18 protein-coding genes are annotated in these 26,125 nt (G+C 70.2%); 11 read left to right on the plus strand and 7 right to left on the minus strand.

Annotated features, from left to right (window positions below; genetic code table 11):
• Positions 1-26: 26 nt before the first annotated feature.
• Complete coding sequence (locus M8J74_RS20095; RefSeq protein ID WP_249837751.1) at positions 27-635, minus strand: TetR/AcrR family transcriptional regulator; 609 nt, start codon at positions 633-635, stop codon at positions 27-29.
• Positions 636-806: 171 nt separating this feature from the next.
• On the opposite strand from M8J74_RS20095, the gene M8J74_RS20100 reads away from it, so the two are divergent.
• A complete protein-coding gene (locus M8J74_RS20100) occupies positions 807-2,348 on the plus strand; it encodes an APC family permease (protein WP_249837752.1) in 1,542 nt (513 codons plus the stop codon).
• 30 nt (positions 2,349-2,378) lie between these two features.
• Positions 2,379-3,953 (plus strand): amidohydrolase, encoded by a 1,575-nt coding sequence (locus M8J74_RS20105; RefSeq protein ID WP_249837753.1) that lies wholly within the window; start codon positions 2,379-2,381, stop codon positions 3,951-3,953.
• Between the two features lies 1 nt (position 3,954).
• On the opposite strand, the gene M8J74_RS20110 is transcribed toward M8J74_RS20105, so the two are convergent.
• Positions 3,955-4,830 (minus strand): phosphatase PAP2 family protein, encoded by an 876-nt coding sequence (locus tag M8J74_RS20110; RefSeq protein ID WP_249837754.1) that lies wholly within the window; start codon positions 4,828-4,830, stop codon positions 3,955-3,957.
• 131 nt (positions 4,831-4,961) lie between these two features.
• Entirely contained in the window at positions 4,962-5,996 is a 1,035-nt protein-coding gene (locus M8J74_RS20115) for a LacI family DNA-binding transcriptional regulator (RefSeq protein ID WP_058928455.1), read from the minus strand.
• 363 nt (positions 5,997-6,359) lie between these two features.
• On the opposite strand from M8J74_RS20115, the gene M8J74_RS20120 reads away from it, so the two are divergent.
• From M8J74_RS20120 to M8J74_RS20145, 6 genes are all read left to right on the plus strand, one after another.
• Positions 6,360-7,634: an extracellular solute-binding protein gene (locus tag M8J74_RS20120; protein ID WP_058925699.1), complete on the plus strand. Its 1,275-nt coding sequence runs from the start codon at positions 6,360-6,362 to the stop codon at positions 7,632-7,634.
• Positions 7,635-7,738: 104 nt separating this feature from the next.
• The gene (locus tag M8J74_RS20125) at positions 7,739-8,746 is read left to right on the plus strand and encodes a carbohydrate ABC transporter permease (RefSeq protein WP_249837755.1); all 1,008 of its coding nucleotides are present in this window, start codon (positions 7,739-7,741) and stop codon (positions 8,744-8,746) included.
• A 13-nt stretch (positions 8,747-8,759) separates the two neighbouring features.
• Complete coding sequence (locus M8J74_RS20130; protein WP_249837756.1) at positions 8,760-9,671, plus strand: sugar ABC transporter permease; 912 nt, start codon at positions 8,760-8,762, stop codon at positions 9,669-9,671.
• Between the two features lie 139 nt (positions 9,672-9,810).
• Positions 9,811-11,496: a glycoside hydrolase family 13 protein gene (locus M8J74_RS20135; protein ID WP_249837757.1), complete on the plus strand. Its 1,686-nt coding sequence runs from the start codon at positions 9,811-9,813 to the stop codon at positions 11,494-11,496.
• A gap of 63 nt (positions 11,497-11,559) precedes the next feature.
• Positions 11,560-12,078, plus strand: coding sequence for a GNAT family N-acetyltransferase (locus tag M8J74_RS20140; protein WP_249837758.1), 519 nt, complete (start codon positions 11,560-11,562; stop codon positions 12,076-12,078).
• Between the two features lie 122 nt (positions 12,079-12,200).
• Positions 12,201-13,577 carry an alpha-amylase gene (locus M8J74_RS20145; protein WP_249837759.1) on the plus strand — a complete coding sequence of 459 codons (1,377 nt, stop codon included), beginning with the start codon at positions 12,201-12,203 and terminating at the stop codon, positions 13,575-13,577.
• A 95-nt stretch (positions 13,578-13,672) separates the two neighbouring features.
• Here M8J74_RS20145 and M8J74_RS20150 read toward each other — a convergent pair whose 3' ends face one another.
• Entirely contained in the window at positions 13,673-15,751 is a 2,079-nt protein-coding gene (locus tag M8J74_RS20150; RefSeq protein ID WP_249837760.1) for a carbohydrate-binding module family 20 domain-containing protein, read from the minus strand.
• A 191-nt stretch (positions 15,752-15,942) separates the two neighbouring features.
• Between M8J74_RS20150 and pulA the strand changes: the two genes are divergently transcribed.
• From pulA to M8J74_RS20165, 3 genes are all read left to right on the plus strand, one after another.
• Positions 15,943-21,321, plus strand: a complete 5,379-nt coding sequence (pulA, locus tag M8J74_RS20155; RefSeq protein ID WP_249837761.1) for a pullulanase-type alpha-1,6-glucosidase — start codon at positions 15,943-15,945, stop codon at positions 21,319-21,321.
• 71 nt (positions 21,322-21,392) lie between these two features.
• Complete coding sequence (locus tag M8J74_RS20160; protein ID WP_249837762.1) at positions 21,393-23,015, plus strand: fused response regulator/phosphatase; 1,623 nt, start codon at positions 21,393-21,395, stop codon at positions 23,013-23,015.
• Positions 23,016-23,050: 35 nt separating this feature from the next.
• The gene (locus M8J74_RS20165) at positions 23,051-23,410 is read left to right on the plus strand and encodes a 5-carboxymethyl-2-hydroxymuconate Delta-isomerase (RefSeq protein ID WP_249837763.1); all 360 of its coding nucleotides are present in this window, start codon (positions 23,051-23,053) and stop codon (positions 23,408-23,410) included.
• A gap of 15 nt (positions 23,411-23,425) precedes the next feature.
• Here the strand turns inward: M8J74_RS20165 and M8J74_RS20170 are convergent, their stop codons facing one another.
• From M8J74_RS20170 to M8J74_RS20180, 3 genes are read right to left on the minus strand one after another with little or no spacing between them, the layout of a single operon-like run.
• Positions 23,426-24,115 (minus strand): TetR/AcrR family transcriptional regulator, encoded by a 690-nt coding sequence (locus tag M8J74_RS20170; RefSeq protein ID WP_107416165.1) that lies wholly within the window; start codon positions 24,113-24,115, stop codon positions 23,426-23,428.
• 56 nt (positions 24,116-24,171) lie between these two features.
• Positions 24,172-25,188: a PDR/VanB family oxidoreductase gene (locus M8J74_RS20175; RefSeq protein ID WP_249837764.1), complete on the minus strand. Its 1,017-nt coding sequence runs from the start codon at positions 25,186-25,188 to the stop codon at positions 24,172-24,174.
• A complete protein-coding gene (locus M8J74_RS20180) occupies positions 25,188-26,072 on the minus strand; it encodes a metal-dependent hydrolase (protein ID WP_249837765.1) in 885 nt (294 codons plus the stop codon). Before M8J74_RS20180 ends, M8J74_RS20175 begins: the two co-directional genes overlap by 1 nt.
• Positions 26,073-26,125 lie beyond the last annotated feature (53 nt).

Genomic DNA, 26,125 nt, shown 5'->3' on the forward strand with positions numbered 1-26,125 from the left:
AGCGAGGTCCCGCCCGGGGCGCGGGCTCAGTCCCCGGCCAGCAGCGCCCGCGCGTGCCCCAGGAACCCCGCCAGCCCCACCTCGAAGGCCCGGTCCGCCCGCCCCTCGCCCACCGCCGCGAGCGCCTCCGCCAGCCGGGGCGTCGGGGTGTGCTCGGTCAGCTCCCACATCGTCTCCGGCGCCGCGAGGTCCAGGGCCGAGCCCAGGACCAGGTTCTCCAGGGCGATGATCAGCGGCATCACCTCGCCCGGTGCGAAGCCCGCGGCCAGCAGGAGGGTCACCGCGCGCTCGTACTGCTCCAGAACCCGGGGCGCCCGCACGGGTGAGGTCATGAGCAGCGGGATCGCCTTCGGGTGGGCGGCGAAGGCCGCGCGGTAGGAGCGGGCCCAGGCCTCCAGCGCCGTGTCCCAGGGGACGAGGTCCAGCGTCCCGGGGTCGATCGCCTCGGCCACCCGCTCCCGCAGCAGCTCCACGATCCCCTCGCGGCCGTCCACATGGTGATACACCGAGCCGGTCTGCGCCCCCAGCCGCCTGGCGATCTGCGGCACGCTGAAATCCCCCTGCTCGTCGACCAGTTGCAGAGCCGTCGTCGTGATGCGCTCGCGGTCGAGGAGCGGTGTGCGCGGCCGTCCCATGGTCTGCGGTCCCCCTTGAGGTCTTCCCGGATGCCCAGGAGGAGGCTACATTGCCGAAACCGAAAGCCTTTAGGTTTACGGCCCCGGGGTCGCCATCCCCGTGCCCGGGGGCCGTCGACCGACCCGCACGTCCGGAACCCTCCCCGTCCGCCGCGCCCGAAGGGCTTGCCCATGTCCGTCACCACCCCCGAGGAGAGAACGCCGACCGCCCCGGCGACTCTGCGCTCCGGTTCCCTCGGCACCGCCGACATCGCCTTCTTCGTGGTGTCCGCCGCCGCCCCGCTCACCGTCATGGCCGGCGTCGCGCCGCTCGCGATCCTGCTCGGCGGCATCGGCGCCCCGGCCGGCTACCTCATCGCCGGCATCACCCTCGCCGTCTTCGCCGTCGGCTTCACCACCATGAGCCGCCACGTGAAGAGCGGCGGCGCCTTCTACGCGTACATCACCCGCGGCCTCGGCCGCCCCGCCGGCATCGGCGCCGCCCTGCTCGCCCTGATCGGCTACAACGGCATGGAGATCGGCGTCTACGGCCTCCTCGCCTCCGCCACCAGGGACACCCTGCACGCCCTGTTCGGCACCGGCGTCCCCTGGCTGCCGATCTCCCTGGCCGGCCTGCTCCTCATCGGCTACGGCGGCTTCCGCTCGATCGACTTCGGTGCCAAGGTGCTGGGCGTCCTGCTCCTCGCCGAGACCGGCATCCTGGTGCTCCTCGCGGGAGGGGTGCTGCTCAAGGGCGGCGCGCACGGACTGTCGGGCGCCTCCCTCGCCCCGGGCCACGTCCTGGTCCCCGGCACGGCCGTCGTCCTGGCCTTCGCCTTCGCCGCGTTCACCGGTTTCGAGTCCACCGTCATCTACCGCCGCGAGGCCCGCGACCCCGACCGCACCATCCCGCGGGCCACCTACGTGGCCGTCGCCTTCCTCGGCCTCTTCTACGCCTTCATCGTCTGGATCGTCATCCAGGCCTTCGGCGACGCCGACGTGATCGCCGCGGCCGCCAAGGACCCCGGCGGCCTGTTCTTCGCCGCGATCACCACCTACGTCGGCGGCTGGGCGGCCGACCTGATGCACGTCTTCATCGTCACCAGCGTCATCGCCTCCCTCCTCGCCTTCCACAACGCGATCAACCGCTACGCCCTCGCCCTCGCCGAGGAGGGCGTCCTGCCGAAGCCGCTGGGCCGCGTGCACGCCCGCCACCGCTCCCCGTACGTCGCCGGGATCGCCCAGACCGTCCTCGGCGCGGCCGTCGTCGTCGCCTTCTGGGCGGCCGGCGCCGACCCCTACCAGCAGCTCCTGCTGTGGGTGAACACCCCCGGAATGATCGGCCTGTTCCTGCTCCAGCTGCTCGCCGCGATCGCCGTGCCCTGCTACTTCCGGCGGGTGCGCCACCAGGAGGGCGCCCTGCGCACGATCGTCGCGCCGGTGGCCGCGGCGGTGCTGCTCGCCACCGCCATAGGGCTCGTCATCACCCACATCGACCTGTTCACCGGCGCCTCGCCGACCGTCAACACCGTCCTGATCACCACGGCCCCCGCCGTGTTCGCCGCCGGCCTGGTGCTGGCCTGGTGGCTGCGCCGCGAACGGCCCGAGGTGTACCGGGACTTCGCCGCCGAGCCCGCCGAAACGGCCGAGCCCGCGGAGACACCCGAGCCCGCCGAGACACCCGAGCCGACCGGGCCCGCCAAGGCCGCCGAGCCGGCCGGGCCCGCCGTATAGACCTACGAGACAAGGGAGTTCACCCCACTCATGCACGCCCCCGACTTGATCCTCACCGGCGCCGAGATCCGCACCCTCGACCCCGAACGTCCCTACGCAGGCGCCGTCGCCGTGAGCGACGGGGTGATCGCGGCGGTCGGCGACGAGGCGGACGTACCCGCCTGGCGCGGACCCGGCACCGAGGTCGTGGCCCTGGAGGGGGCGCACCTCGTGCCCGGGCTCGTGGACGCGCACAGCCATCCCGTGTGGGGGCTGGACATGGCCACCGGGGTCGACCTGTCGGGCGTGCGGGACCTGGCCGGACTGCGGTCCGCGCTCGCCGGGGCCGAGCGGATCGACGGGTGGGTCGTCGGGTTCGGCCTCGACCACAACGCCTTCGAGGGGCGGCCGATCGACCGCGCGCTCGTGGAGGACGCGATCGGGGCGGGAACCCCCGCCTTCCTCCGCCTCTACGACGGCCACTCCGCCCTCGCGACCGGTGCCGCGCTGGCCGTGGCGGGCGTGACCGGGCCCCGCGTCTTCGCCCAGCGCTCGGAGGTGGTCTGCGACGCCTCCGGGCGCCCCACCGGGCACCTTGTCGAGCACGCGGCGATGGATCTGCTCACGCGGGTGCTGCCGCGGCCCTCCCACGCGGTCCGCCGGGCCCGCCTCGTCGATCTGCTCACGGCGATGGCCGCGACCGGCCTGACCGGGGCGCACGTCATGGACGCGGGGGACATGGAGCTGGTCGGTTCGATCGCCCGGGAGACCGTGCTGCCGGTGCGGCTGCGGTTCGCGCCCTGGTGCATGCCCGGCGCGGACACCGCCGCGCTGGAGGAGCTGATCGCGGTGCAGGGGCGCGGGGGCCGGCACTGGCGGGTCGGCGGGGTGAAGTTCTTCATGGACGGCACCGTGGAGGGCGGCACCGCCTGGCTGGAGCACGCCGACTGCCACGGTCAGGGGACCGAGGCCTTCTGGCCGGAACCGGAGGCCTACGAGGTCGCCGTGCGGCACCTGCACGCCGCCGGTGTCCGCACCGCCACGCACGCCATCGGGGACGCCGCGGTACGGCACGTCCTGGACGTGGTGGCCGGGCTCGGCCCCGACGCCCGGGGCCGGCACCGCGTCGAGCACATCGAGACGGCGCCCGACGCGCTGCTGCCGCGGTTCGCCGAGCTCGGGGTGGCGGCCGGCATGCAGCCGCCGCACACCGCGTACACCCGGGCCGACGGCACCGACGAGTGGTCCCGCCGCCTGGGCACCGCCCGCGCCGGGCACGCCTGGCGGCTGCGGGACCTGCGGGACGCGGGCGCGACGGTCGCCCTGGGCTCCGACTGGCCGATCGCCCACTACGACGTGCGGGCCGTCCTGGCGACGGCACGGGCGCCCAGAGGGGCGGCCTCCGCGCGGGCCGGGCTGACGGGCCTGGAAGCTCTGGAGGGCTGCACCAGCCATGCGGCGCGCGCGGCGGGGGAGGAGCGTGCGGCGGGGCGGATCGCCGTCGGGTACCGGGCCGACCTCACGGCCCTGGGCCTGGACCCCGTGAAGGCCCCGGCGGACGAGGTGGCCGAGGCGCCGGTACGGCTGACGGTGACCGGAGGCCACGTGGTGCACCGGGCGTGCTGAACTACGCCTTCGCCGGCCGCGACTCGCTCTTCTCGCGTTTCTCCGGCACCGTCCTCGGCAGGGCGTACGGCAGCCTGCCGTACCAGGCCCACGCGACCGCGAACCCGAACGCCAGGCACAGCAGGCCGCCCACCGCGTCGAGCCAGAAGTGGTTGGCCGTCGCGACGATCACGATCAGCGTGGCCACCGGGTACAGCAGGCCCAGCACCCGCACCCACGGCACGCTCGCCAGCGCGAAGACCGTCAGTCCGCACCACAGGGACCAGCCGATGTGCATGGACGGCATCGCGGCGTACTGGTTGGACATGTGCTTGAGGTCGCCGGAGGCCATCGAACCCCAGGTCCGGTGGATCAGGACGGTGTCGATGAAGTGGCTGCCGCGCATCAACCGCGGGGGAGCGAGCGGGTACAGGTAGTAGCCGACCAGGGCCACGCCCGTCGCCGCGAACAGCACCAGCCGGGTCGCCGCGTAGCGGCCGGGATGACTGCGGAACAGCCACACCAGCACACTCAGGGTCACGATGAAGTGCAGTGTGGCGTAGTAGTAGTTCATGCCGACGATCAGCCAGGACACCGAGTTCACCGTGTGGTTGACCGACTGCTCGACGGCGATGCCCAGTCGGTGCTCGGTCCTCCAGATCCAGTCGGCGTTGCGCAGCGCCTCGACACGCTGCTCGGGGACCGCGTTGCGGACGATGGAGTACGTCCAGTAACTCACCGCGATCAGAAGGATCTCGAACCACAGACGGGGACGGCGGGGGGTGCGCAGCCGGCGCAGATGACGCGGGCTTCCGGCCTTCCCCTCCACGGCCGTGGGGGAGTCCGGAACGGCCGCCTGCTCACGGTCTCCCAGACTGGTCACGGTCGAGTCACCCATGGGCACAGAGTCTGCCAGAAATGCCTTCCGCCACCGATCATCCCCCGGTTGGGTTCAGGTCGCATTTCCTACAACGCACGGACCCCCGCGCCTACTCCCGGCGCACTGCCGAAACCCCCGGATTCTCCGCCCTAGGGACGATGGCGGTCCCCAGGGGCCGAAGCGGTCGAACCCCGTACCACCAGTTCCGGCATGAACACGAACTCACTGTGGGGCGCGGGCGTTCCGCCGATCTCCTCCAGCAACGTGCGTACCGCCGCCTGCCCCATGGCCGGGACCGGCTTGCGGATCGTGGTCAGCGGCGGGTCGGTGAACGCGATCAGCGGGGAGTCGTCGAAGCCGACCACCGAGATGTCCTTGGGGACGTCCAGGCCCTGCTGCCGCGCCGCGCGTATCGCGCCGAGCGCCATCATGTCGCTCGCGCACACGATCGCCGTGCAGTCGCGGGCCATCAGCGCGGTGGCGGCGGCCTGACCGCCCTCCAGGGTGTACAGCGAGTGCTGGACGAGGTCGTTCTCGACGGTCTCCGCGCTCAGGCCGAGCTGGTCCTGCATCGCGCGCACGAACCCCTCGATCTTGCGCTGCACGGGCACGAACCGCTTCGGGCCGAGGGCGAGGCCGATGCGCGTGTGCCCCAGGGACGCCAGATGCGTCACCGCCAGCGTCATCGCCGCGCGGTCGTCGGGGGAGATGAACGGCGCCTGCACCTTCGGCGAGAACCCGTCCACCAGGACGTAGGGGACGCCCTGCGCGCGCAGGCGCTCGTAGCGCTCCATGTCGGCGGTGGTGTCGGCGTGCAGCCCGGAGACGTAGATGATGCCGGCGACCCCCCGGTCGACGAGCATCTCGGTCAGCTCGTCCTCGGTCGAGCCGCCCGGCGTCTGCGTGGCCAGCACCGGGGTGTAGCCCTGCCGCGTCAGCGCCTGCCCGATCACCTGGGCCAGAGCCGGGAATATCGGGTTCTCCAGCTCGGGGGTTATCAGCCCCACCAGGCCCTCGCTGCGTTGGCGCAGCCGCACGGGACGCTCGTATCCGAGCACGTCCAGTGCGGCCAGCACGGACTGGCGGGTGGTGGCGGCGACGCCCGGCTTGCCGTTGAGGACGCGGCTGACGGTCGCTTCGCTCACCCCCGCCTGAGCGGCGATGTCGGCAAGCCGTGTGGTCACGGCACCGGACTGTACCGGCCGTATCGTCATCGCGGTCCCTCTGTTCTGGTCGGTGCCCCTTGTCCCGCAAGGGGATGATTCCCGCGCCGGAGCCGGATGGCAAGAGCTTGCAGAGTCTTGCACAACCCGGCCGTATCCCGCTCAGGCCTGGCGAGCAAGGGTCTCGTGACGGTCGACAGGCGGTCACGGCGACGTAACTTCCGCAGCCTCTTGCACTTTTTTGCTGCAAGGTCTTTCGCAACGCTTTCAACGCTGTTACGTTCCCTGACGCCCGGCCGCCGCAACGGCGCAGTCGGCAACACAGCGGGAACGGCGGACGGGGCCGCTCCCGCACCACACGGGCTTAACCCTCAAGGAGAACTCATGCGGCGTGGCATAGCGGCCACCGCGCTGGTGGCGTCCCTCGCCCTCGCGGCGACGGCCTGCGGCGGAAGCGACAGCGGCAGCGACAAGAGCAGCGGGCCGGTCACCATCACCTGGTGGGACACCTCCAACGCCACCAACGAGGCGCCGACGTACCAGGCCCTGATCAAGCAGTTCGAGGCCGCCAACAAGAACATCAAGGTCAAGTACGTCAACGTCCCCTTCGACCAGGCGCAGAACAAGTTCGACACCGCCGCCGGTTCCAAGGGCGCCCCGGACATCCTGCGTTCCGAGGTCGGCTGGACCCCCGCCTTCGCCAAGAAGGGCTACTTCCTGCCGCTGGACGGCACCGAGGCCCTCGCCGACAAGGACAAGTTCCAGTCCAGCCTGATCACGCAGGCGCAGTACCAGGGCAAGACCTACGGCGTCCCGCTGGTCACCGACACCCTCGCCCTCGTCTACAACAAGGCCCTGTTCAAGAAGGCCGGCATCACCGAGGCCCCCAAGACCTGGGACGAGCTGAAGGCCGACGCCGCCAAGGTCCAGGACAAGGCCAAGGTCGACGGTTACTGGGGCTCCACCCAGGCGTACTACGCCCAGAGCTTCCTCTACGGCGAGGGCACCGACACGGTCGACGCCACCGCCAAGAAGATCACGGTCAACTCGCCCGCCGCGAAGAAGGCCTACGGCACCTGGCTGAGCCTCTTCTCCGGCAAGGGCCTGCACAAGGCCGACACCACCGCCGACGCCTACGCCCACATCCAGGACGCGTTCGTCAACGGCAAGGTCGCCTCGATCATCCAGGGCCCGTGGGAGATCACGAACTTCTACAAGGGCTCGGCCTTCAAGGACAAGTCCAACCTCGGCATCGCCACCGTCCCGGCCGGCTCCACCGGCAAGGCGGGCGCCCCGACCGGCGGCCACAACCTGTCCGTCTACGCGGGCTCGGACTCGGCGCACCAGAAGGCGGCCCTGAAGTTCGTCAACTTCATGACCTCCGCCAAGTCGCAGACGGAGATCGCGCTGAAGAACTCCACGCTGCCCACCCGCGCCGACGCCTACACCGCCGAGGTCAAGGGCGACCCGGGCATCGCCGGCTACCAGGGCGTGCTGTCCGCCGCCCAGCCGCGGCCCGCGCTGCCCGAGTACAGCTCCCTGTGGGGCCCGCTGGACACCGAACTGCCGAAGATCGCCGGTGGCAAGGAGTCCCTGGACAAGGGCCTGAGCAACGCCGAACTGGCCATCGCCAAGCTCGTGCCGGACTTCAGCAAGTAAACCCGAGCGGCCGTCGGGTCCGCCCTGACAAGGACGGACCCGACGGCCACCGGTCTGCGCCCAGCCTCTTCTCAGAGCCGTAGAACTTCCAGAAGGTGTCGAACATGACAGTCGCCATCGACCGCGCCACCGGCAAACGCCGTGGCGAGCGCGGGCCGCGGCCCGGGCTGGGCCAGCGCCTCAAGCACAGCTACCAGAAGTACTGGTACGCGTACGCGATGATCACCCCGGTGGTGATCGTCCTCGGCGTCCTCGTGCTCTATCCCCTGGTGTACGGGCTCTACCTGACGCTCACGGACGCCAACAGCCTCAACACCGCGCGCACGATCGGCGTCAACCACATCGACGCCACCTACAAGTTCATCGGCCTGGACAACTACAAGGACATCCTGTTCGGCCCGCTGTCCTACGACCGCTTCTGGTCGCACTTCATCTGGACGGTCGCCTGGACCGCCCTGTGCGTCGCGCTGCACTACTCGATCGGCCTCGGCTTCGCGCTCCTGCTCAACCAGAAGCTGCGCGGCCGCACCCTGTACCGGCTGCTGCTCATCGTGCCGTGGGCCGTGCCGACCTTCGTCACCGTCTTCGGCTGGCGGATCATGCTCTCCGACGGCGGCATCATCAACACCGCCCTGCACGCCCTGCACCTGCCACAGCCGTCCTGGCTGGAGGACACCTTCTGGCAGCGGTTCGCCGCCATCATGGTCAACACCTGGTGCGGTGTGCCGTTCATGATGGTCTCGCTGCTCGGCGGCCTGCAGTCCATCGACGCCTCGCTGTACGAGGCCGCCGAGATGGACGGCGCGAGCGCCTGGCAGCGCTTCCGCTACGTCACCCTGCCGGGGCTGCGCTCGGTCAGCTCCACGGTCGTCCTGCTCGGCATCATCTGGACCTTCAACCAGTTCGCCGTGATCTTCCTGCTGTTCGGCGCGACCTCCGCCCCGGACGCCCAGATCCTGGTCACCTGGGCCTACTACCTCGGCTTCGGACAGCAGCCGCGCGACTTCGCGCAGTCGGCCGCCTACGGCATCCTGCTGCTGGCCATCCTGATCGTCTTCACCTCGTTCTACCGCCGCTGGCTGAACCGCAATGAGCAGCAGCTCGCGATCTGAGGCAGGAGTTCCCATGAGTACGACCACTGTCCAGACCTCGTCCGCGGCGACCGACGACCGTCCGGCGCCGGCGGCCTCCGGCAAGGCGCGCGGGCGCGGCCAGCGCGGCCTCGGCGCCTCGCTCGCCTCCCACGGCATCCTGATCGCCGGAAGCGTCGTCGCGCTGTTCCCGATCGCCTGGCTCGTCTTCCTCTCCCTCGGCCCGGACAAGGACGACTACCTCCACCCGGGTGGCATCTGGAAGAAGATGACGTTCGACAACTACTCGTTCGTCCTGAACCACACGAGCTTCTTCGACTGGCTGAAGAGCTCCCTGATCGTCTCGCTCGGCACCACCGTGCTCGGTGTGATGGTCGCCGCCACCACCGGATACGCGGTCTCCCGCATGCGTTTCCCGGGCTACCGCAAGTTCATGTGGGTGCTCCTGGTCACCCAGATGTTCCCGGTCGCCGTCCTCATGGTGCCGATGTACCAGATCCTGGGCGACCTGGGCCTCATCGACAGCTACCTCGGACTCGTCCTCGTCTACTGCTCGACGGCGGTGCCGTACTGCGCCTGGCTGCTCAAGGGCTACTTCGACACGATCCCGTTCGAGATCGACGAGGCCGGCCGCGTCGACGGGCTGAGCCCCTTCGGCACCTTCGCCCGGCTGATCCTGCCGCTGGCCAAGCCCGGCCTGGCGGTCGCCGCGTTCTACAGCTTCATCACCGCCTTCGGCGAGGTCGCCTTCGCCACGACGTTCATGCTGGACGACCAGAAGTACACGCTCGCCGTCGGTCTGCAGACCTTCATCAGCGAACACGACGCCCAGCGCAACCTGATGGCCGCGACCGCGGTACTGATCGCCGTACCGGTCTCCGCCTTCTTCTACCTCGTGCAGAAGAACCTGGTGACCGGCCTCACCGCGGGCGGCACCAAGGGCTGACGCCCTGCGCGGGCCCAGGACCCGAGGCGGTCGCGGTCGCCATCCGACCCCGCTGCGACCGCGGCCGCCTCGCCGCCCGACCCGCCGCCGTACCGCACCACAGCCCATGACCCCACCCCAGTCACGTATCAAGGACGCCATGAGCCAGCAGCACACTGCCGCCGACCCGGCCCCGACCTCCGCCGTAGCCACCGTCGCCGAGCGCCGGGACTGGTGGCGCGACGCGGTGATCTACCAGGTCTACCCGCGCAGCTTCGCCGACAGCAACGGCGACGGCATGGGTGACCTGGAGGGCATCCGCTCCCGACTCCCGTACCTGCGCGACCTCGGCGTGGACGCCGTGTGGCTGAGCCCCTTCTACGCCTCCCCGCAGGCCGACGCCGGCTACGACGTGGCCGACTACCGTGCCGTGGACCCCATGTTCGGCAACCTCCTGGACGCCGACGCGCTGATCCGCGACGCCCGTGAGCTGGGTCTGCGGATCATCGTCGACCTGGTCCCCAACCACTCCTCCGACCAGCACGAGTGGTTCAAGCGGGCCCTGCGCGAGGGCCCCGGTTCCCCGCTGCGGGAGCGCTACCACTTCCGTCCCGGCAAGGGCGAGAACGGCGAACTGCCGCCCAACGACTGGGAGTCCATCTTCGGCGGCCCGGCGTGGACCCGGGTCACCGAGCCCGACGGCACCCCCGGCGAGTGGTACCTGCACCTCTTCGCCCCCGAGCAGCCCGACTTCAACTGGGAACACCCGGCGGTCGGCGACGAGTTCCGCTCCATCCTGCGGTTCTGGCTCGACATGGGCGTCGACGGCTTCCGCATCGACGTCGCGCACGGCCTGGTCAAGGCCGCGGGCCTGCCCGACCTCGGCGCCCACGACCAGCTGAAGCTGTTGGGCAACGATGTCATGCCGTTCTTCGACCAGGACGGCGTGCACGAGATCTACCGCCAGTGGCGGCTGATCCTCGACGAGTACAGCGGCGAGCGGATCTTCGTCGCCGAGGCCTGGACGCCGACCGTCGAGCGCACCGCCAACTACGTCCGCCCCGACGAGCTGCACCAGGCCTTCAACTTCCAGTACCTGTCGACCGCCTGGGACGCGGCCGAGCTCCGCGAGGTCATCGACCGCACGCTGGAGGCGATGCGGCCGGTGGGCGCGCCGTCCACCTGGGTGCTGTCCAACCACGACGTCACCCGGCACGCCACCCGCTTCGCCAACCCGCCCGGCCTCGGTACCCAGATCCGTCTGGCCGGCGACCGCGAACTCGGCCTGCGCCGGGCCAGGGCCGCGTCCCTGCTGATGCTGGCACTGCCGGGATCGGCGTACGTCTACCAGGGCGAGGAGCTCGGCCTGCCGGACGTCGTCGACCTCCCGGACGAGGTCCGCCAGGACCCCGCGTACTTCCGCGGCGCCGGCCAGGACGGCTTCCGTGACGGCTGCCGGGTGCCGATCCCGTGGACGCGCGACGGATCGTCGTACGGCTTCGGCAGCGGTGGCAGCTGGCTCCCGCAGCCGTCCGGCTGGGGCGAGCTGAGCGTGGAGGCCCAGACCGGCACCCCGGGCTCCACCCTGGAGCTCTACCGCGCCGCCCTCGCCCTCCGCAGTGCCCACCCCGACCTCGGCGCGGGCGACGCGGTGGAGTGGCTGCGGGCCCCCGAGGGCGTCCTCGCCTTCCGGCGCGGCGAGTTCGTGTGCGTGGCCAACACGACCGGCGAGTCGGTGACCACCCCGACCTACGGCCGCGTCCTCCTCACCAGCGAAGAGGTCACGAAGGCGGACGGCGAGACGAAGATCCCGTCGGACACGACGGTCTGGTTCACCACGGCCTGACCACCCCGACCCAGAGGCCTGCCGCTCCTCCCCGACCGGCAGGCCTCTGCCATGCTCTCCCTCATGTCCGCCCCCGCCGCAGCCACTTGGTGGCCCCACTCCCTCACGACCCGCCGCCTGCTCCTGCGGCCCGTCGAGCGGGCGGACGTCCCCGTCCACCGCCGCATGTGGACCGACGCCGAGGTCCGGCGGCACCTGGGCGGACCGGTCGACGCGGAGGTGGTCCGGGCCCGCGAACGGCTGTGCGTGGGCGCACGGGGGCTGCTGAGCGTCGTGCGCCGGGCAGACGGCCGGGTGGTGGGCTCGGTACTGCTGGAACCGGACGCCCGGAACGGCCGTACCGAGGTCTCGTACCAACTGCTGCCCGAGCACTGGGGCCACGCCTACGCCCGCGAGGCCGTCTCGGCCGTCGCGGAGTGGGCTCAGGCCGCCGTGCCGGGCCGGGACCTGGTCGCCGTCACGCAGGAGGCCAACACGCGCTCGCGCCGGCTTCTTGAGGACCTGGGCGCCGTCGCCGTCGAGGAGTTCGTCGAGTTCGGCAGTCCGCAGGTGCTGTATCGGCTGTCCGCTGCGGCAGTCTGAAATTTCTTGCATCAACTTCATGTTGCCCGCTGCCTTTTCAGGCAACGGGCCTTTAACATCTCCGTCATCGCAAGTTGGTTGAAAGCTTGCAGCAAAAACCTTCAACGGTGAAGGAACCCCACATGGCATCACGCAGAATCCTTTCCATGGCCGTCGCCGCCTCCACGGCGGCCCTTGTCATGGGCACGACCAGTGCGCAGGCGTCCCCGCCCGGTACCAAGGACGTCACCGCCGTCCTCTTCGAGTGGAACTTCGCCTCCGTCGCCAAGGAGTGCACCAGCACCCTCGGCCCCGCGGGCTACGGCTACGTGCAGGTCTCCCCGCCCGCCGAGCACATACAGGGCTCGCAGTGGTGGACGTCGTACCAGCCGGTGAGCTACAAGATCGCCGGCCGGCTCGGTGACGCCACCGCCTTCAAGAGCATGGTCAACACCTGCCACGCGGCCGGGGTGAAGGTCGTCGTCGACACGGTCATCAACCACATGGCGGCCGGCAGCGGCACCGGCACGGGCGGGTCGTCGTACACGAAGTACAACTACCCCGGGCTGTACTCCTCGTACGACTTCGACGACTGCACCTCCCAGGTCTCCAACTACCAGGACCGCTGGAACGTCCAGCACTGCGAACTCGTCGGCCTGGCCGACCTGGACACGGGCGAGGAGTACGTCCGCGCCACCATCGCCGGCTACATGAACTCCCTGCTCGGCTACGGCATCGACGGTTTCCGCATCGACGCCGCCAAGCACATCGACACAGCCGACCTCGCCAACATCAAGTCCCGGCTGAGCAATCCGAACGCCTACTGGAAGCAGGAGGTCATCTACGGCGCCGGCGAGGCCGTCCAGCCCACCGAGTACACCGGCAACGGTGACGTGCAGGAGTTCCGCTACGCCTACGACCTCAAGCGGGTCTTCAACAACGAGAACCTCGCCTACCTGAAGAACTTCGGCGAGGGCTGGGGGTACATGAGCAGTTCCGTGGCGGGCGTCTTCGTGGACAACCACGACACCGAGCGCAACGGCTCGACCCTCAACTACAAGGACGGCGCCAACTACACCCTCGCCAACGTCTTCATGCTCGCCTGGCCCTACGGCGCCCCGGACATCAACTCCGGCTACGAGTGGTCGGACGCCGACGCCGGCCCGCCCAACGGCGGCCAGGTCAACGCCTGCTGGCAGGACGGCTGGAAGTGCCAGCACGCCTGGCCCGAGATCATGCGCATGGTCGCCTTCCGCAACGCCACCCGCGGCCAGGCCGTCACCAACTGGTGGGACGACGGCAACGACGCCATCGCCTTCGGACGCGGCTCCAAGGGCTTCGTGGCCATCAACCACGAGTCCGGCTCGCTCAGCCGCACGTACCAGACCTCGCTGCCCGCCGGGACGTACTGCAACGTGCAGAACAACACGAGCGTGACGGTGAACTCCAGCGGACAGTTCACGGCCACCCTGGGCTCCAACACCGCCCTGGCGATCTACGCGGGCAAGTCGTCCTGCTGACCGCACGCGAAACGACCGTCGCGGTCAGCGGGGGCGCGCTGACCGCGACGGTGTGCGGCGAGGTCATCGCTGACCCGCGCCGTCGGGCGACGACCTCACTTCCAGGTGTCGCTGGTGGAGTACCCGGACGAACTGCCCGTCGAGTACGAGCGGTTCGTCCCGGACTCCCAGGTGACGTTCCCGGAGCCGTCCTTCTTGATGTACTTGTACGTGAAGGCCGTACTCTTGGGCACGATCACCAGCTTGCTCCACGTCGGGTACGACTCCGACGACAGCGGGATCGCGTCGGCGGTGTTCCACGAGCCGAGGGAGGCGACGGAACCGACGACGTAGACGTTGGTGCCCCAGTCGGTCGTCGCGTACTCGTTGAAGGTGACGTCGGTGGCGTCCGCGTCGGCCACGTTCCAGGAGTTGTTCAGGGAGATCGCCGAACTCGCGGTGGTGGCCGACCTGTTGGCGTTGGACTCCCAGGTGACGTTCCCGGACGCGTCCTTCTTGATGTACTTGAAGGTGAACGACGTGTTGATCGGCACGCTCACCTCGCCCGACCAGACGGGGTACCCGGACGACGACAGCTTGACCGCCTTGGAGGTGTCCCAGGCGCCCAGTGCCGCGATCGAGCCGACGACGTAGACGTCGGTGCCGCTGGACGTGGGGGCGTACTCCTTGAAGGTCGCGCTGACCGTGGAGCCTGAGGAGCCGGAGCCGCCGCCCGTGTCGCCGCAGCCCACCGTGCAGGTGTAGGAGGCGTTGTAGAAGGCGACGGCGCTCTTGGCGGGGATGGTGAGCGAGGCGCTGCCGCCGGAGACGGTGACCTTGGTCGCGCCGCCGTCGACGACGTTGCTGTAGGTGCCGTCCGCCATGCCGGTGGTGAAGGTGTAGGTGGCCGACGAGGAGCCGTTGTTGAGGGCGAAGAAGCCCGCGCCGGAGCGGCCGAAGCCGATCACGTTGGAGGACTTCGTCTGCCAGTCGGAGACCGCCGCGGTGTCCACCGCGTTGTGCCAGGCCACCATGCCGACGACGCCCGTGTCACGGTCCAGGCAGTACCAGGAGCCGTTCGAGCAGTCCGTGTTGCTCACGAAGCCCGAGGAGTTGGGCGGGGCCTGGTCGCTCTGGGTCCACTCCCAGCTGGCGTAGACGGTGGGGGTTGACCACTTGTAGGCGAGCTGGAAGAGGTTGGCGAGCTTGTAGGTGTCACCGTCCTTGTACGACATGTGCAGGCCGTTGCGCTCGGTGTCGTGGTTGGTCACGAAGGACACCGAGTTCGCCGCGGGCAGGATGCCGCTGCTCGCCAGGGAGGACAGGTCGCTCACGTTCCCCTGGAAGGCGGACTTCATCCTGCTCGCGTAGGTGAAGTCCAGGACGTCGCCGGAGGCGTAGTAGTCCGAGGGCTGCGGGGTCGAGCCCGGGTAGATCTCCTGGAAGACGTACGGCGCCGAGCCCGCCTTGGTGTTCGTCAGCTTGGACTCGATGGCCGCCATGTCGGCCTCGGGGATGTGCTTGGCCGCGTCCACCCGGAAGCCGTCGACGCCGAGCGCGAGCTGCGCGTTGAGGTAGTCGGCTATGCCGGCGCGGACCGTGTCGGAGCCGGTCCTGAGGTCGGGCAGGCCGAGCAGTTCGCAGTTCTGGACCTGGGTGAGGTTGGAGTAGTCCTGGATGGTGAGGTCGGAGGTGGGGCAGTCCGAGGAGTCGTGGTAGTCGGTGCGGTTCCACTCCGGGGTGTCGTACTTGTTCGTGACCGTCGTGCCGTTGTAGCCGGTGCCGGTCTGGGCCGCGGTGTGGTTGATCACCGCGTCCGTGTAGACCTTGACGCCGGCCGCGTGGCAGGCGCTGATCATCGACGCGAACTTCGCCTGCGATCCGAAGCGGCTGTCGAGGTCGTAGGAGTACGGCTGGTAGACGTCCCACCAGTAGTACGAGGACTGCTTGAGGGACTCGGAGGGCGGGGCGACCTGGACCGCCCCGTAGCCGGCCGGGCCGAGGACGTTCGTGCACTCCGAGGCGATGGAGTCCCAGTTCCATTCCCAGAGGTTGGCGATGACGTCGCCCTTGGCGGTGGTGTCGGCGTGCGCGTCTGCGGCGGGCAGTGCGACGGCGCCCGCCAGGGCCAGCGTGCCCGCGGCGACGGCCGTGGCCGTGCGCCGGAAGACACCTGGGGGTCGGTGTCTGCTCATGTGCGGCTCCGTTGAGGGGGTGTTGGGGTTTCAACCAGTGGCGAGCGTGGGGGAGTTGAGAAGCACACGTCAAGGTTGCGGTTGAAACTTCTTGCTGTGAATTTCAAGCCTCTTGCTGTAAACCTTTCGTCGGCGGTACGGTCACGCGGGGTCGGACCCACCAGAGCCGTCATCGCAAGGAGTTTCCGCCTGTGATACCGAGAGCGAGACGGGTCGCGGCCGTCACTGTCGTGGCTGTTGCCGCCGCCCTGATCCAGCCACTGGCCGCGCAGGCGGCCTCCCCGCCTCCGCCTCCCTCGGACGCGAAGCTCGCGGCCGAGCCCGCCCGGCACGACGACACCCGGGAGCAGTTCTACTTCGTCATGCCGGACCGTTTCGCCAACGGCGACACCGGCAACGACGAAGGCGGTCTGACGGGTTCACGCCTGAGCACCGGCTACGACCCCACCGACAAGGGCTTCTACCAGGGCGGTGACCTCAAGGGCCTGACGAAGAAGCTGGACTACATCAAGGGCCTGGGCACCACCGCCATCTGGATGGCCCCGATCTTCAAGAACCAGCCCGTGCAGGGCACCGGCTCCAACGCGTCGGCCGGCTACCACGGTTACTGGATCACCGACTTCACCAAGGTCGACCCGCACTTCGGCACCAACAAGGACCTCGCGACCCTCATCTCCAAGGCGCATGCCAAGGGCATGAAGGTCTTCTTCGACGTCATCACCAACCACACCGCCGACGTCGTCGACTACGAGGGCAAGTCCTACGACTACCTCTCCAAGGGCGCCTTCCCCTACCTGACCAAGGACGGGCGGCCCTTCGACGACGCCGACTACGCGGACGGCACGAAGAGGTTCCCGCCCGTCGACACCGACTCCTTCCCGCGCACGCCGACCGTGCCCGCCGGGAAGAAGAACCTCAAGGTCCCGTCGTGGCTCAACGACCCGACGATGTACCACAACCGCGGCGACTCCACCTACGCCGGCGAGAACGCCACCTACGGCGACTTCTCCGGCCTCGACGACCTGTGGACCGAGCGTCCCGAGGTCGTCAGCGGCATGGAGAAGATCTACGAGCGCTGGGTCAGGGACTTCGGCGTCGACGGCTTCCGCATCGACACGGTCAAGCACGTGAACATGGAGTTCTGGACCCAGTGGGCGACCGCGCTCGACGCGTACGCGGCCGCGCACGGGCGGAAGAACTTCTTCATGTTCGGCGAGGTCTACTCCGCCGACACCTCCATCACCTCGCCGTACGTCACCCAGGGCCGCCTCGACGCCACCCTGGACTTCCCCTTCCAGGACGCGGCCCGCACCTACGCCTCGCAGGGCGGCAGCGCGCAGAAGCTCGCCTCGGTCTTCGGTGACGACTACAAGTACACGACCGACAAGGCCAACGCGTACGAGCAGGTCACCTTCCTCGGCAACCACGACATGGGCCGGATCGGGTACTTCCTGAAGCAGGACAACCCCAAGGCCACGGACGCCGAACTGCTCGCCAAGGACAAGCTCGCCAACGAGGTCATGTTCCTCAGCCGCGGCAACCCCGTCGTCTACTACGGCGACGAGCAGGGCTTCACCGGCTCCGGCGGCGACAAGGACGCCCGCCAGCCGATGTTCGCCTCGAAGATCGCCGACTACCTCGACGACGACGAGATCGGCACCGACCGCACCGCCGCGAGCGACGCCTACGACACGAAAGCACCGCTCTACAAGCAGATCAGTGCTCTCGGCAAGCTGCGCAAGGCCAACCCCGCCCTGACGGACGGCGTCCAGACCGAGCGCTACGCGGCCGACGGCTCCGGCGTCTACGCGTTCTCCCGCACGGACGCCACGTCCGGCCAGGAGTACCTCGTCGCCTTCAACAACGCCGGCGAGGCGAAGACCGCCACCTTCGCGGCCGGCTCGGCCGACATGAAGTACCGCGGCATCTACGGCACTTCGGCCACCGTCACCTCCGGCGCCGACAACAAGGTCACCGTCACCGTCCCGGCCGGCTCCGCCGTCGTCCTCAAGGCGGCCGGCAAGCCCGCCAAGCCGGCCACGGCACCGACCGTCACCCTCAAGGCCCCCGACGCCGGCGCCACCGGCACCGTCGAGGTGTCCGCGGGCGTGGACGGCGGCCGGCTGAACCGGGTCGTCTTCGCTGCCCAGGTCGGCAACGGCGCGTGGCGCGTCCTCGGCTCCGCCGACCACGCCCCGTACAAGGTCACCCAGACCCTCGGCAAGGACGTACCCGCCGGAACGGCCCTGCGCTACAAGGCGGTCGTCGTCGACTCGGCCGGACACACGGCGTCCGCCACGGCGGCCTCCACCACCGGCACCCCGCCCGCCCCGGAGATCCCCACCGCCTCCTCACGCGACTACGCGGTCGTCCACTACAAGCGCACCGACGGCGACTACGACAAGTGGGGCCTGTACGCCTGGGGCGACCTCGCCGACGGCGAGTCGACGAACTGGCCGGCCAGCCACCCGTTCACCGGCCGTGACGCCTACGGGGCCTTCGCCTACGTCAAGCTGAAGCCGGGCGCCTCCAACGTCGGGTTCCTCGTCATCGACAAGGACGGCAACAAGGACGTCTCCGCGGACCGCTCCATCGACGTCACCAAGACCGGTGAGGTGTGGATCGAGCAGGGCAAGGACACCGTCCAGACCACCCGCCCCGACTACCCGGCGCAGGACAGGACCAAGGCCGTCATCCACTACCACCGGGCCGACGGGAACTACGACGGCTGGGGCCTGCACGTCTGGACCGGCGCCGCGAACCCCACCGACTGGCCGAGCCCGCTGAAGCCGGTGCGGACGGACGCCTACGGCGCCGTCTTCGAGGTGCCGCTCACCGACGGCGCCACCAGCCTCAGCTACATCATCCACAAGGGCGACGACAAGGACCTGCCCGCCGACCAGTCCCTCGACCTCAAGGCCGACGGCTACGAGGTGTGGCTGCTGAACGGCCAGGAGAAGTACCTGCTGCCGCAGCCCGCCGGCTCGGCCGCCGCCCTCGACCTGACCACCTCCAAGGCGGTCTGGATCGACCGCGACACCGTCGCCTGGAACGGCTCCGACGCCGCCGCCTCCACCCAGCTGCTGTACTCCCGCGACGGCTCCATCGCCGTCAAGAACGGGACGCTGACCAGCGACGACGAGCGCTGGCTGCGCCTTGGGAAGACCACCCTCACCGACGCCCAGAAGGCGAAGTTCCCCTACCTGAAGGACTACACCGCCTGGTCCGTCGACCCGCGCGACCGGGACCGGGTGCGCGAGGCCCTCAGCGGGCAGATCGTCGCCTCCCAGCGGGCCGCCAACGGCGCCGTGCTGGCGGCGACGGGCGTGCAGATCGCGGGCGTCCTCGACGACGTGTACGCGAGCGCCACCAAGGCCGACCTGGGGCCGTCGTTCCACAAGGGCCGTCCCACGCTGTCCGTGTGGGCGCCGACCGCGCAGCACGTCTCGCTCGAACTCGACGGTTCCCGCAAGGCGATGCACCGCGACGCCGCCACCGGCGTCTGGTCCGTCACCGGCCCCGCGTCCTGGAAGGGCAAGGAGTACCGGTACGTCGTGAAGGTGTGGGCGCCCAGCGTCCGCAAGGTCGTCACCAACAAGGTCACCGACCCCTACTCGGTCGCCCTCACCGCGGACTCCGGGCGCAGCGTCGTCGCCGACCTGGACGACAGGTCGCTGGCCCCCAAGGGCTGGTCGGCCTACGCCAAGCCCAAGGCCGTACCGCTCAGGGACGCCCAGATCCAGGAGTTGCACGTCCGGGACTTCTCCGTCGCGGACAAGACCGTGCCGGCCAAGGACCAGGGCACCTACCTGGCCTTCGCCGACAAGGGCAGCGACGGCTCGAAGCACCTGCGTGAACTGGCGAAGGCGGGCACCTCCTACGTCCACCTGCTGCCCGTCTTCGACTTCGCGACCGTGCCCGAGAAGAAGGCCGACCAGCAGAGCCCCGACTGCGACCTCGCCTCCTACGCCGCCGACTCCGACAAGCAGCAGGAGTGCGTGAGCAAGACGGCGGCCAAGGACGCCTACAACTGGGGCTACGACCCCTACCACTACACGGTCCCCGAGGGCTCGTACGCCACCGACCCGGACGGCACCGGGCGCACGGTGGAGTTCCGCAAGATGGTGAAGGCGATCAACCAGGACGGGCTGCGGGTCGTCATGGACGTCGTCTACAACCACACCTCGGCCGCCGGTGAGGCGGACACCAGCGTCCTGGACCAGATCGTGCCCGGCTACTACCAGCGCCTGCTCGCCGACGGTTCGGTCGCCAACAGCACCTGCTGCGCCAACACGGCCACCGAGAACGCCATGATGGGCAAGCTGGTCGTCGACTCCGTGGTCACCTGGGCCAAGGAGTACAAGGTCGACGGCTTCCGCTTCGACCTCATGGGGCACCAGCCCAAGGCGAACATCCTGGCCGTGCGCAAGGCCCTCGACGCGCTGACCCTCAAGAAGGACGGCGTCGACGGCAAGAAGATCATCATGTACGGCGAGGGCTGGAACTTCGGCGAGGTCGCCGACGACGCCCGCTTCGTCCAGGCCACCCAGAAGAACATGGCCGGCACGGGCATCGCGACCTTCTCCGACCGGGCCCGGGACGCGGTGCGCGGCGGCGGCCCCTTCGACTCCGACCCCGGCGTCCAGGGCTTCGCCTCCGGCCTCTACACCGACCCCAACTCCTCGACCGCGAACGGCACGACGGCCGAGCAGAAGGCCCGTCTCCTGCACTACCAGGACCTGATCAAGGTGGGCCTGTCCGGCAACCTCAGGTCGTTCGCCTTCACCGACACCGACGGCAAGGAGGTCAAGGGCTCCGAGGTCGACTACAACGGCCAGCCCGCCGGATATGCGGACGCCCCCGGCGACGCCCTCGCCTACGCGGACGCGCACGACAACGAGTCCCTGTTCGACGCGCTGACGTACAAGCTGCCCCCGGGCACCCCGGCCGCCGACCGGGCCCGGATGCAGGTCCTGGCGATGGCGACGGCCACCCTCTCGCAGGGCCCGTCCCTCTCCCAGGCCGGCTCCGACCTGCTGCGCTCGAAGTCCCTGGACCGCAACTCCTTCGACAGCGGCGACTGGTTCAACGCGATCCACTGGAACTGCGCCGACGGCAACGGGTTCGGCCGCGGACTTCCGCCGGCGGCCGACAACAAGTCCAAGTGGGCTTTCGCCAAGCCCCTGTTGAGCACGGTGAAGGTGGGATGCCCGCAGATCGAGGGCGCCTCGGCCGCCTACCGTGACCTGCTGAGGATCCGTACGACCGAGCACGTGTTCTCGCTCGGCACCGCCGGACAGGTGCAGTCGAAGCTCTCGTTCCCGCTGTCGGGCAAGGACGAGACGCCCGGAGTGATCACCATGGAACTGGGCGACCTGGTCGTCGTCTTCAACGCGACGCCGGAGAAGCAGGAGCAGAGAATCGGTTCGCTGGCCGGTACGGCCTACCACCTGCACCCGCTGCAGGCGTCCGGAGCGGACCCTATCGTCAAGTCCTCCTCCTACGAGCGGGTATCGGGCACCTTCGCCGTTCCGGGGCGCACTGTCGCCGTCTTCTCCCGTACTGACTGAGACGGCATTATTTTGGTGGGACGGACCCCGGGACCCGGGGGCCGTCCCACCGGCCTGTCCAAGGGCAGAGGATGGACGACAACGGCAAGCTGACAGGCACGACCGTGCTGGTCGTGGACGACGTGGCCGCCAGCCGCTACGCCATGGGCACAGTGCTGCGCCGGGCCGGCCACGAGGTCGTCCCGGTCGCCAGCGGCGGCGAGGCGCTGAACGAGCTCGACGTACGGCTGCGCAAGGGCACCATGCCCGACGTGGCCCTCGTCGACGTGCACCTGCCGGACATGAGCGGCTTCGAACTGTGCCGCCGGCTCAGGGAGCGCCCGCACATGTCCGGCCTGCCCGTGGTGCACTTCTCCGCGCTCGCCGCACCGCCCGCCGGCCGCTGCCAGGGCCTGCTCGCGGGCGCCGAGGCGTATCTGACGGTGCCGGCCGAGCCGGAGGAGATCGAGGCGGCGGTGCGGGCCGCGGTGCGCGCCGCCCGGCTGCGGGCCGACGACCAGGCGCTCGTCAAACGGCTGCGGCTGCTGTCGGAGACGATCGTCACCATCCAGGCCGCCCGCTCGCTGCAGGAGCTCGCCGACGCCGCGGCCGACGGCACCGCACGCCTCCTCGGCTGCCCCGCCGCGGTGTTCGTCCTCGACCGGGACGACCGGCTGTACCGCGGCCTGTACCGGGCGCGCACCCGGCTGTCCCTGCCGGACGAGGGCGCGCACCAGGCCGTCGCCGCGCTGTTGCGGCGCCTGACCCGCGGCCAGGCCGGGGTGCAGATCACCACCGTGCCGTCGCCGCTGTGGCCCGCCGGCTTCTTCCGGCCCGGCGTGCAGCACGACGCCCGCCTCGCACTCGTCCTCACCCAGGGAGGCCGGGCCCCGGTGTGCCTGGCCACCCCCACCCGCGGCCTGCGCCGGGTCAGCCCCGAGGGCGAGGCGCTGCTGGCCCAGCTGGCGCAGGCCACCGCGCTGGCCGCCGAACCGCTGCTGATGTACCAGGCCGAACGGCACGTCGCCCTCACCCTCCAGCACAGCTTCCTGCCCGAGCCGCACCGGCTGCCGGAACTGCCGGGCATCGACATCGCCGTGCGCTACGTGCCCGCCTCCCGGGAGACCGAGATCGGCGGCGACTTCTACGCCGCGCTGCACCTGGACGACGGTGTGCTCACCGCGGTCGGCGACGTCGTCGGGCACTCGCTGGACGCGGCCACGGTCATGGTCGAGATCCGGCACGCGCTGCGCGCCTACTGCGTCGACGAGAGCGACCCGGCGGTGCTCGCCGAACGGCTGGACCGGATGCTCCAGCGCTTCCACCCCGATGTGACGGCCACCGTGTGCCTGGTGCTGATCGACCCCGCCACCGGACGCACCCGCATCGCCAACGCGGGCCACATCCCGCCCCTGCTGCTGCGGGACTCCGGCGACGCCGAGTACGTCAAGGCGTCCGGCCCGCTGATCGGCGTGGGCCTTCCGCACCCGGCGCCCACCGAGCTGTACCTGGACCCCGCCGACCGGCTCCTGATGGTCACCGACGGCCTGATCGAGACCCGCGGCGTGGACCTGTCGGTCTCCATGGAACAGCTGCGGGCCGCAGCCGTCGGCGCCCTGCCCGGACTGGACGCCCTGTGCGACACGCTCCTCGCCTCCTTCGGCAGCGACCACGAGGACGACATCGCCATGCTGGCCCTGCAGCTGGGCAACTAGGGTGAGCCTGTCGCTGTCGTAGAACAGGAGTGCCCATGCCGCAGATCATCGTCGACCACTCGAAGCACATCGACTTCGACCGGGAGGGCTTCGCGCGGGAGCTGCACGCCTCGCTCGTCGAGATCGCCGCCGCCAAGCCGGAGGCGTGCAAGACGCAGTTCCGCGCCTCGGAGGTCACCGCGTTCGGTTACGAGGAGCCGGGCGAGCTGGGCCACGCCGTGGTGCACGTCATGATCGGACTGCTCGCCGGCCGCACCGAGGAGACCAAGGCGAAGCTCACCGAGACCGTGCTGGAGCTGCTGAAGAAGCACGTGCGCGAGGACGGCCACAGCGTTCTGCACGCCTCCGCCGAGGTGCGCGACCTCGACCCGTCGTACCGCAAGTTCGAACGCTGAGGGCGCGGCCCGGCTTCAGGACGCGAGCCCGATCAGCCGGGCGGCGAGGTCCGCGAAGGCCCCGTCCGGCGGCTCGTCCTTGACCATACGGCGCACCACCGCCGCCATCTCCTCGTCGTAGGCGGCGCTCACCGCGGCAAGCGCGGCGAAGTCGTGCACGAGCTGCCTCTCCAGCTCCGCGCGCGGGATGCGGCGGCCGTCCAGCCAGATCAGCGCGGTCGACTCGGCGAGCGAGATCCAGGAGCGCACGACCAGCTCCAGCCGCGCGGGCGGGTCCTCGACGTCGAGGTGCGAAAGGATCTGGACATAGGCGGCCTGCCGTACGGCGTCGATCAGCGCGTTGGTCGCCGAGGAGCCGACCGCCGGGCCGCCGCGCATCAGCGCCGAGAAACCCGGGCCGTGCTCGTCGACGAAATCGAAGAACCGGCGCATCACGCGCCGCAGCCGGTCACCGAGCGGTCCCTCGTGCGGCTCGTCGAAACGGCCCGCGAGGTCCTGCGCGGCACGTTTCAACGCGGCTTCGTACAGGCTGAGTTTGCCGGGGAAGTAGTGGTAGACCAGCGGACGGGAGATGCCCGCGGCGGCTGCTATCTCGTCGATCGAGACCTCGTCGGGAGAGCGTTGGCTGAACAGTTCGAGGGCGACGCCGATCAACTGCTGCCGCCGCTCCTCGACTCCCATCCTGCGGCGTACCCCGGTACTCATGCGAACACCTTACCGATCGGATCCGGCCCCGAACGGGCCGGTCCGGCCATCGGCGTTCACATGTCCAGCACAAGCCGATCACTTCGCGCCCGCGAAACGCAGATCAGCATCGAGTCGTCACGCTCCGCGTCCGTCAGCAGCTCGTCCCGGTGCTCCACCTCTCCCTCCAGCACCCGCTGTTGACAGGTCCCGCAGAACCCCTGCTCGCAGGAGTAGAGCGTGTCCGGCAGCTCGGCCCGCACCGCGGCCAGCACCGTCGAGTCGGCCGGCACCGTCAACGTCCGCCCGCTGCGCCGCAGTTCCACCTCGAAGGCCGCGCCGCCGGACGTGCGCGGCGCGAACCGCTCCAGACGCACCCGCTCGAAGCGCTCCGCGACGGCGGCCATCAGCCCCTCCGGGCCGCAGCAGTAGACGACGGCGTCCTCGGGCACCCGCAGCGCGTCGAGGTCCGGCACCCCGGTGACCACCGTGACCCGGTCCGGGCCCAGCTTCTCGACGTCCGCCACGTACGGCATGGACTCCCGCGACCGCCCGCAGTACAGCAGCCGCCACTCGGTCCCCTCCGGCAGCGCCCGCAGCATGGGCAGGATCGGCGTGATCCCGATGCCGCCGGCGACGAAGACGTACGACGGCGCCTCGACGAGCGGGAACCGGTTCCTCGGCCCGCGGACCTCCAGCTCCATCCCCTCCGCCAGCTGCTCGTGCACCTCGCGCGAGCCCCCTCGCCCGTCCGCGACCAGCCGCGTGGCCACCGTGTACGAGGAGCCGTCCGCCGGGTCCCCGCACAGCGAGTACTGCCGCACCAGCCCCGACGGCAGCACCAGGTCGAGATGCGCGCCGGGCTCCCAGCGGGGCAGCTCCGCACCTTCCAGGCGCAGTTGGACGACGCCGTCGGCGACCGTCTCGCGCGAGGCGACCAGCAGCCGCAGCGCCCGGGTGCGCGGCCGGCCGGAGACGGGCGGGTCCAGCGCGGGCATCGGCCACAGCGGCGAGACCCGGACGCGCCGGCGCAGCGCGCGCCGGGTGAGCAGCGCGGCCGTGGCGAGGGCGGCGACGGTGAGCGGCTTGGGCATCAGGCGGCGCCCTTCTCTGCGGCCGTGGCGGCGGGGGAGGAGGCCAGATAGGCGACCGCCTGCTCGGTGGAGCCCTCCTGGGAGGGGTGGTAGGCGCGGCTCAGGTAGCGCGGGATCGACCTGAGCAGGTCGCCGGACGCGGGCAGGGTGCCCCTTCGGCCGCTGACGTAGAAGTCCTTGAAGGACGCCTTGCCGTCGGTGAGCGTCGGGTCGTTCGCCATGAAGAAGCGGGAGCCGCGCTGCCACAGGAACACCAGGGCCGTGAAGGCGGTCGCCCAGGTGCGCACCCGCCGCCGGTAGCTGCCGTCGACGTGCATGAACAGGTCGAAGGCGACAGACCGGTGCTCGACCTCCTCCGCGCCGTGCCAGCGCAGCAGGTCCAGCATGGTCGGATCGGCGCCCCGCCGGTCCAGTTCGTCGGCGTTGAGCACCCAGTCGCCCAGGAAAGCGGTGTAGTGCTCGATCGCCGCGATCAGCGCGACCCGCTCCAGCAGCCACCACCGGCGCGCCCGGCCGGGCGGCAGGGTCCGGTCGCCGAGCAGCTTCTCGAAGAACCAGTCGACCTGCGCGGTGTACGGCGTCGGATCGAGCCCCAGCTGCCTCAGGTGCGGCAGCACCTCGTCGTGGGCCTGCGAGTGCATCGCCTCCTGGCCGATGAACCCGATGACGTCCGCGCGCAGCCGCTCATCCCGGATCAACGGCAGGACCTGCTGGTAGACGTGCACGAACCACCGCTCACCGGCCGGCAGCAGCAGGTGCAGCACATTGATGGTGTGCGTGGTGAACGGGTCCCCGGGCACCCAGTGCAGCGGCGTGTCCTCCCACGAGAAGGACACCTTCCGCGCCTTGAGGTCGACCCGCTCCGAGGCCTGCGTGTTAGACATGGCGTCAATGTACTGACGGGTAGGGCCTCGCGGAACCCTCCTGCGCCGACTTG

The organism is Streptomyces panaciradicis (genome assembly GCF_023516615.1).
Lineage (GTDB): Bacteria > Actinomycetota > Actinomycetes > Streptomycetales > Streptomycetaceae > Streptomyces > Streptomyces panaciradicis.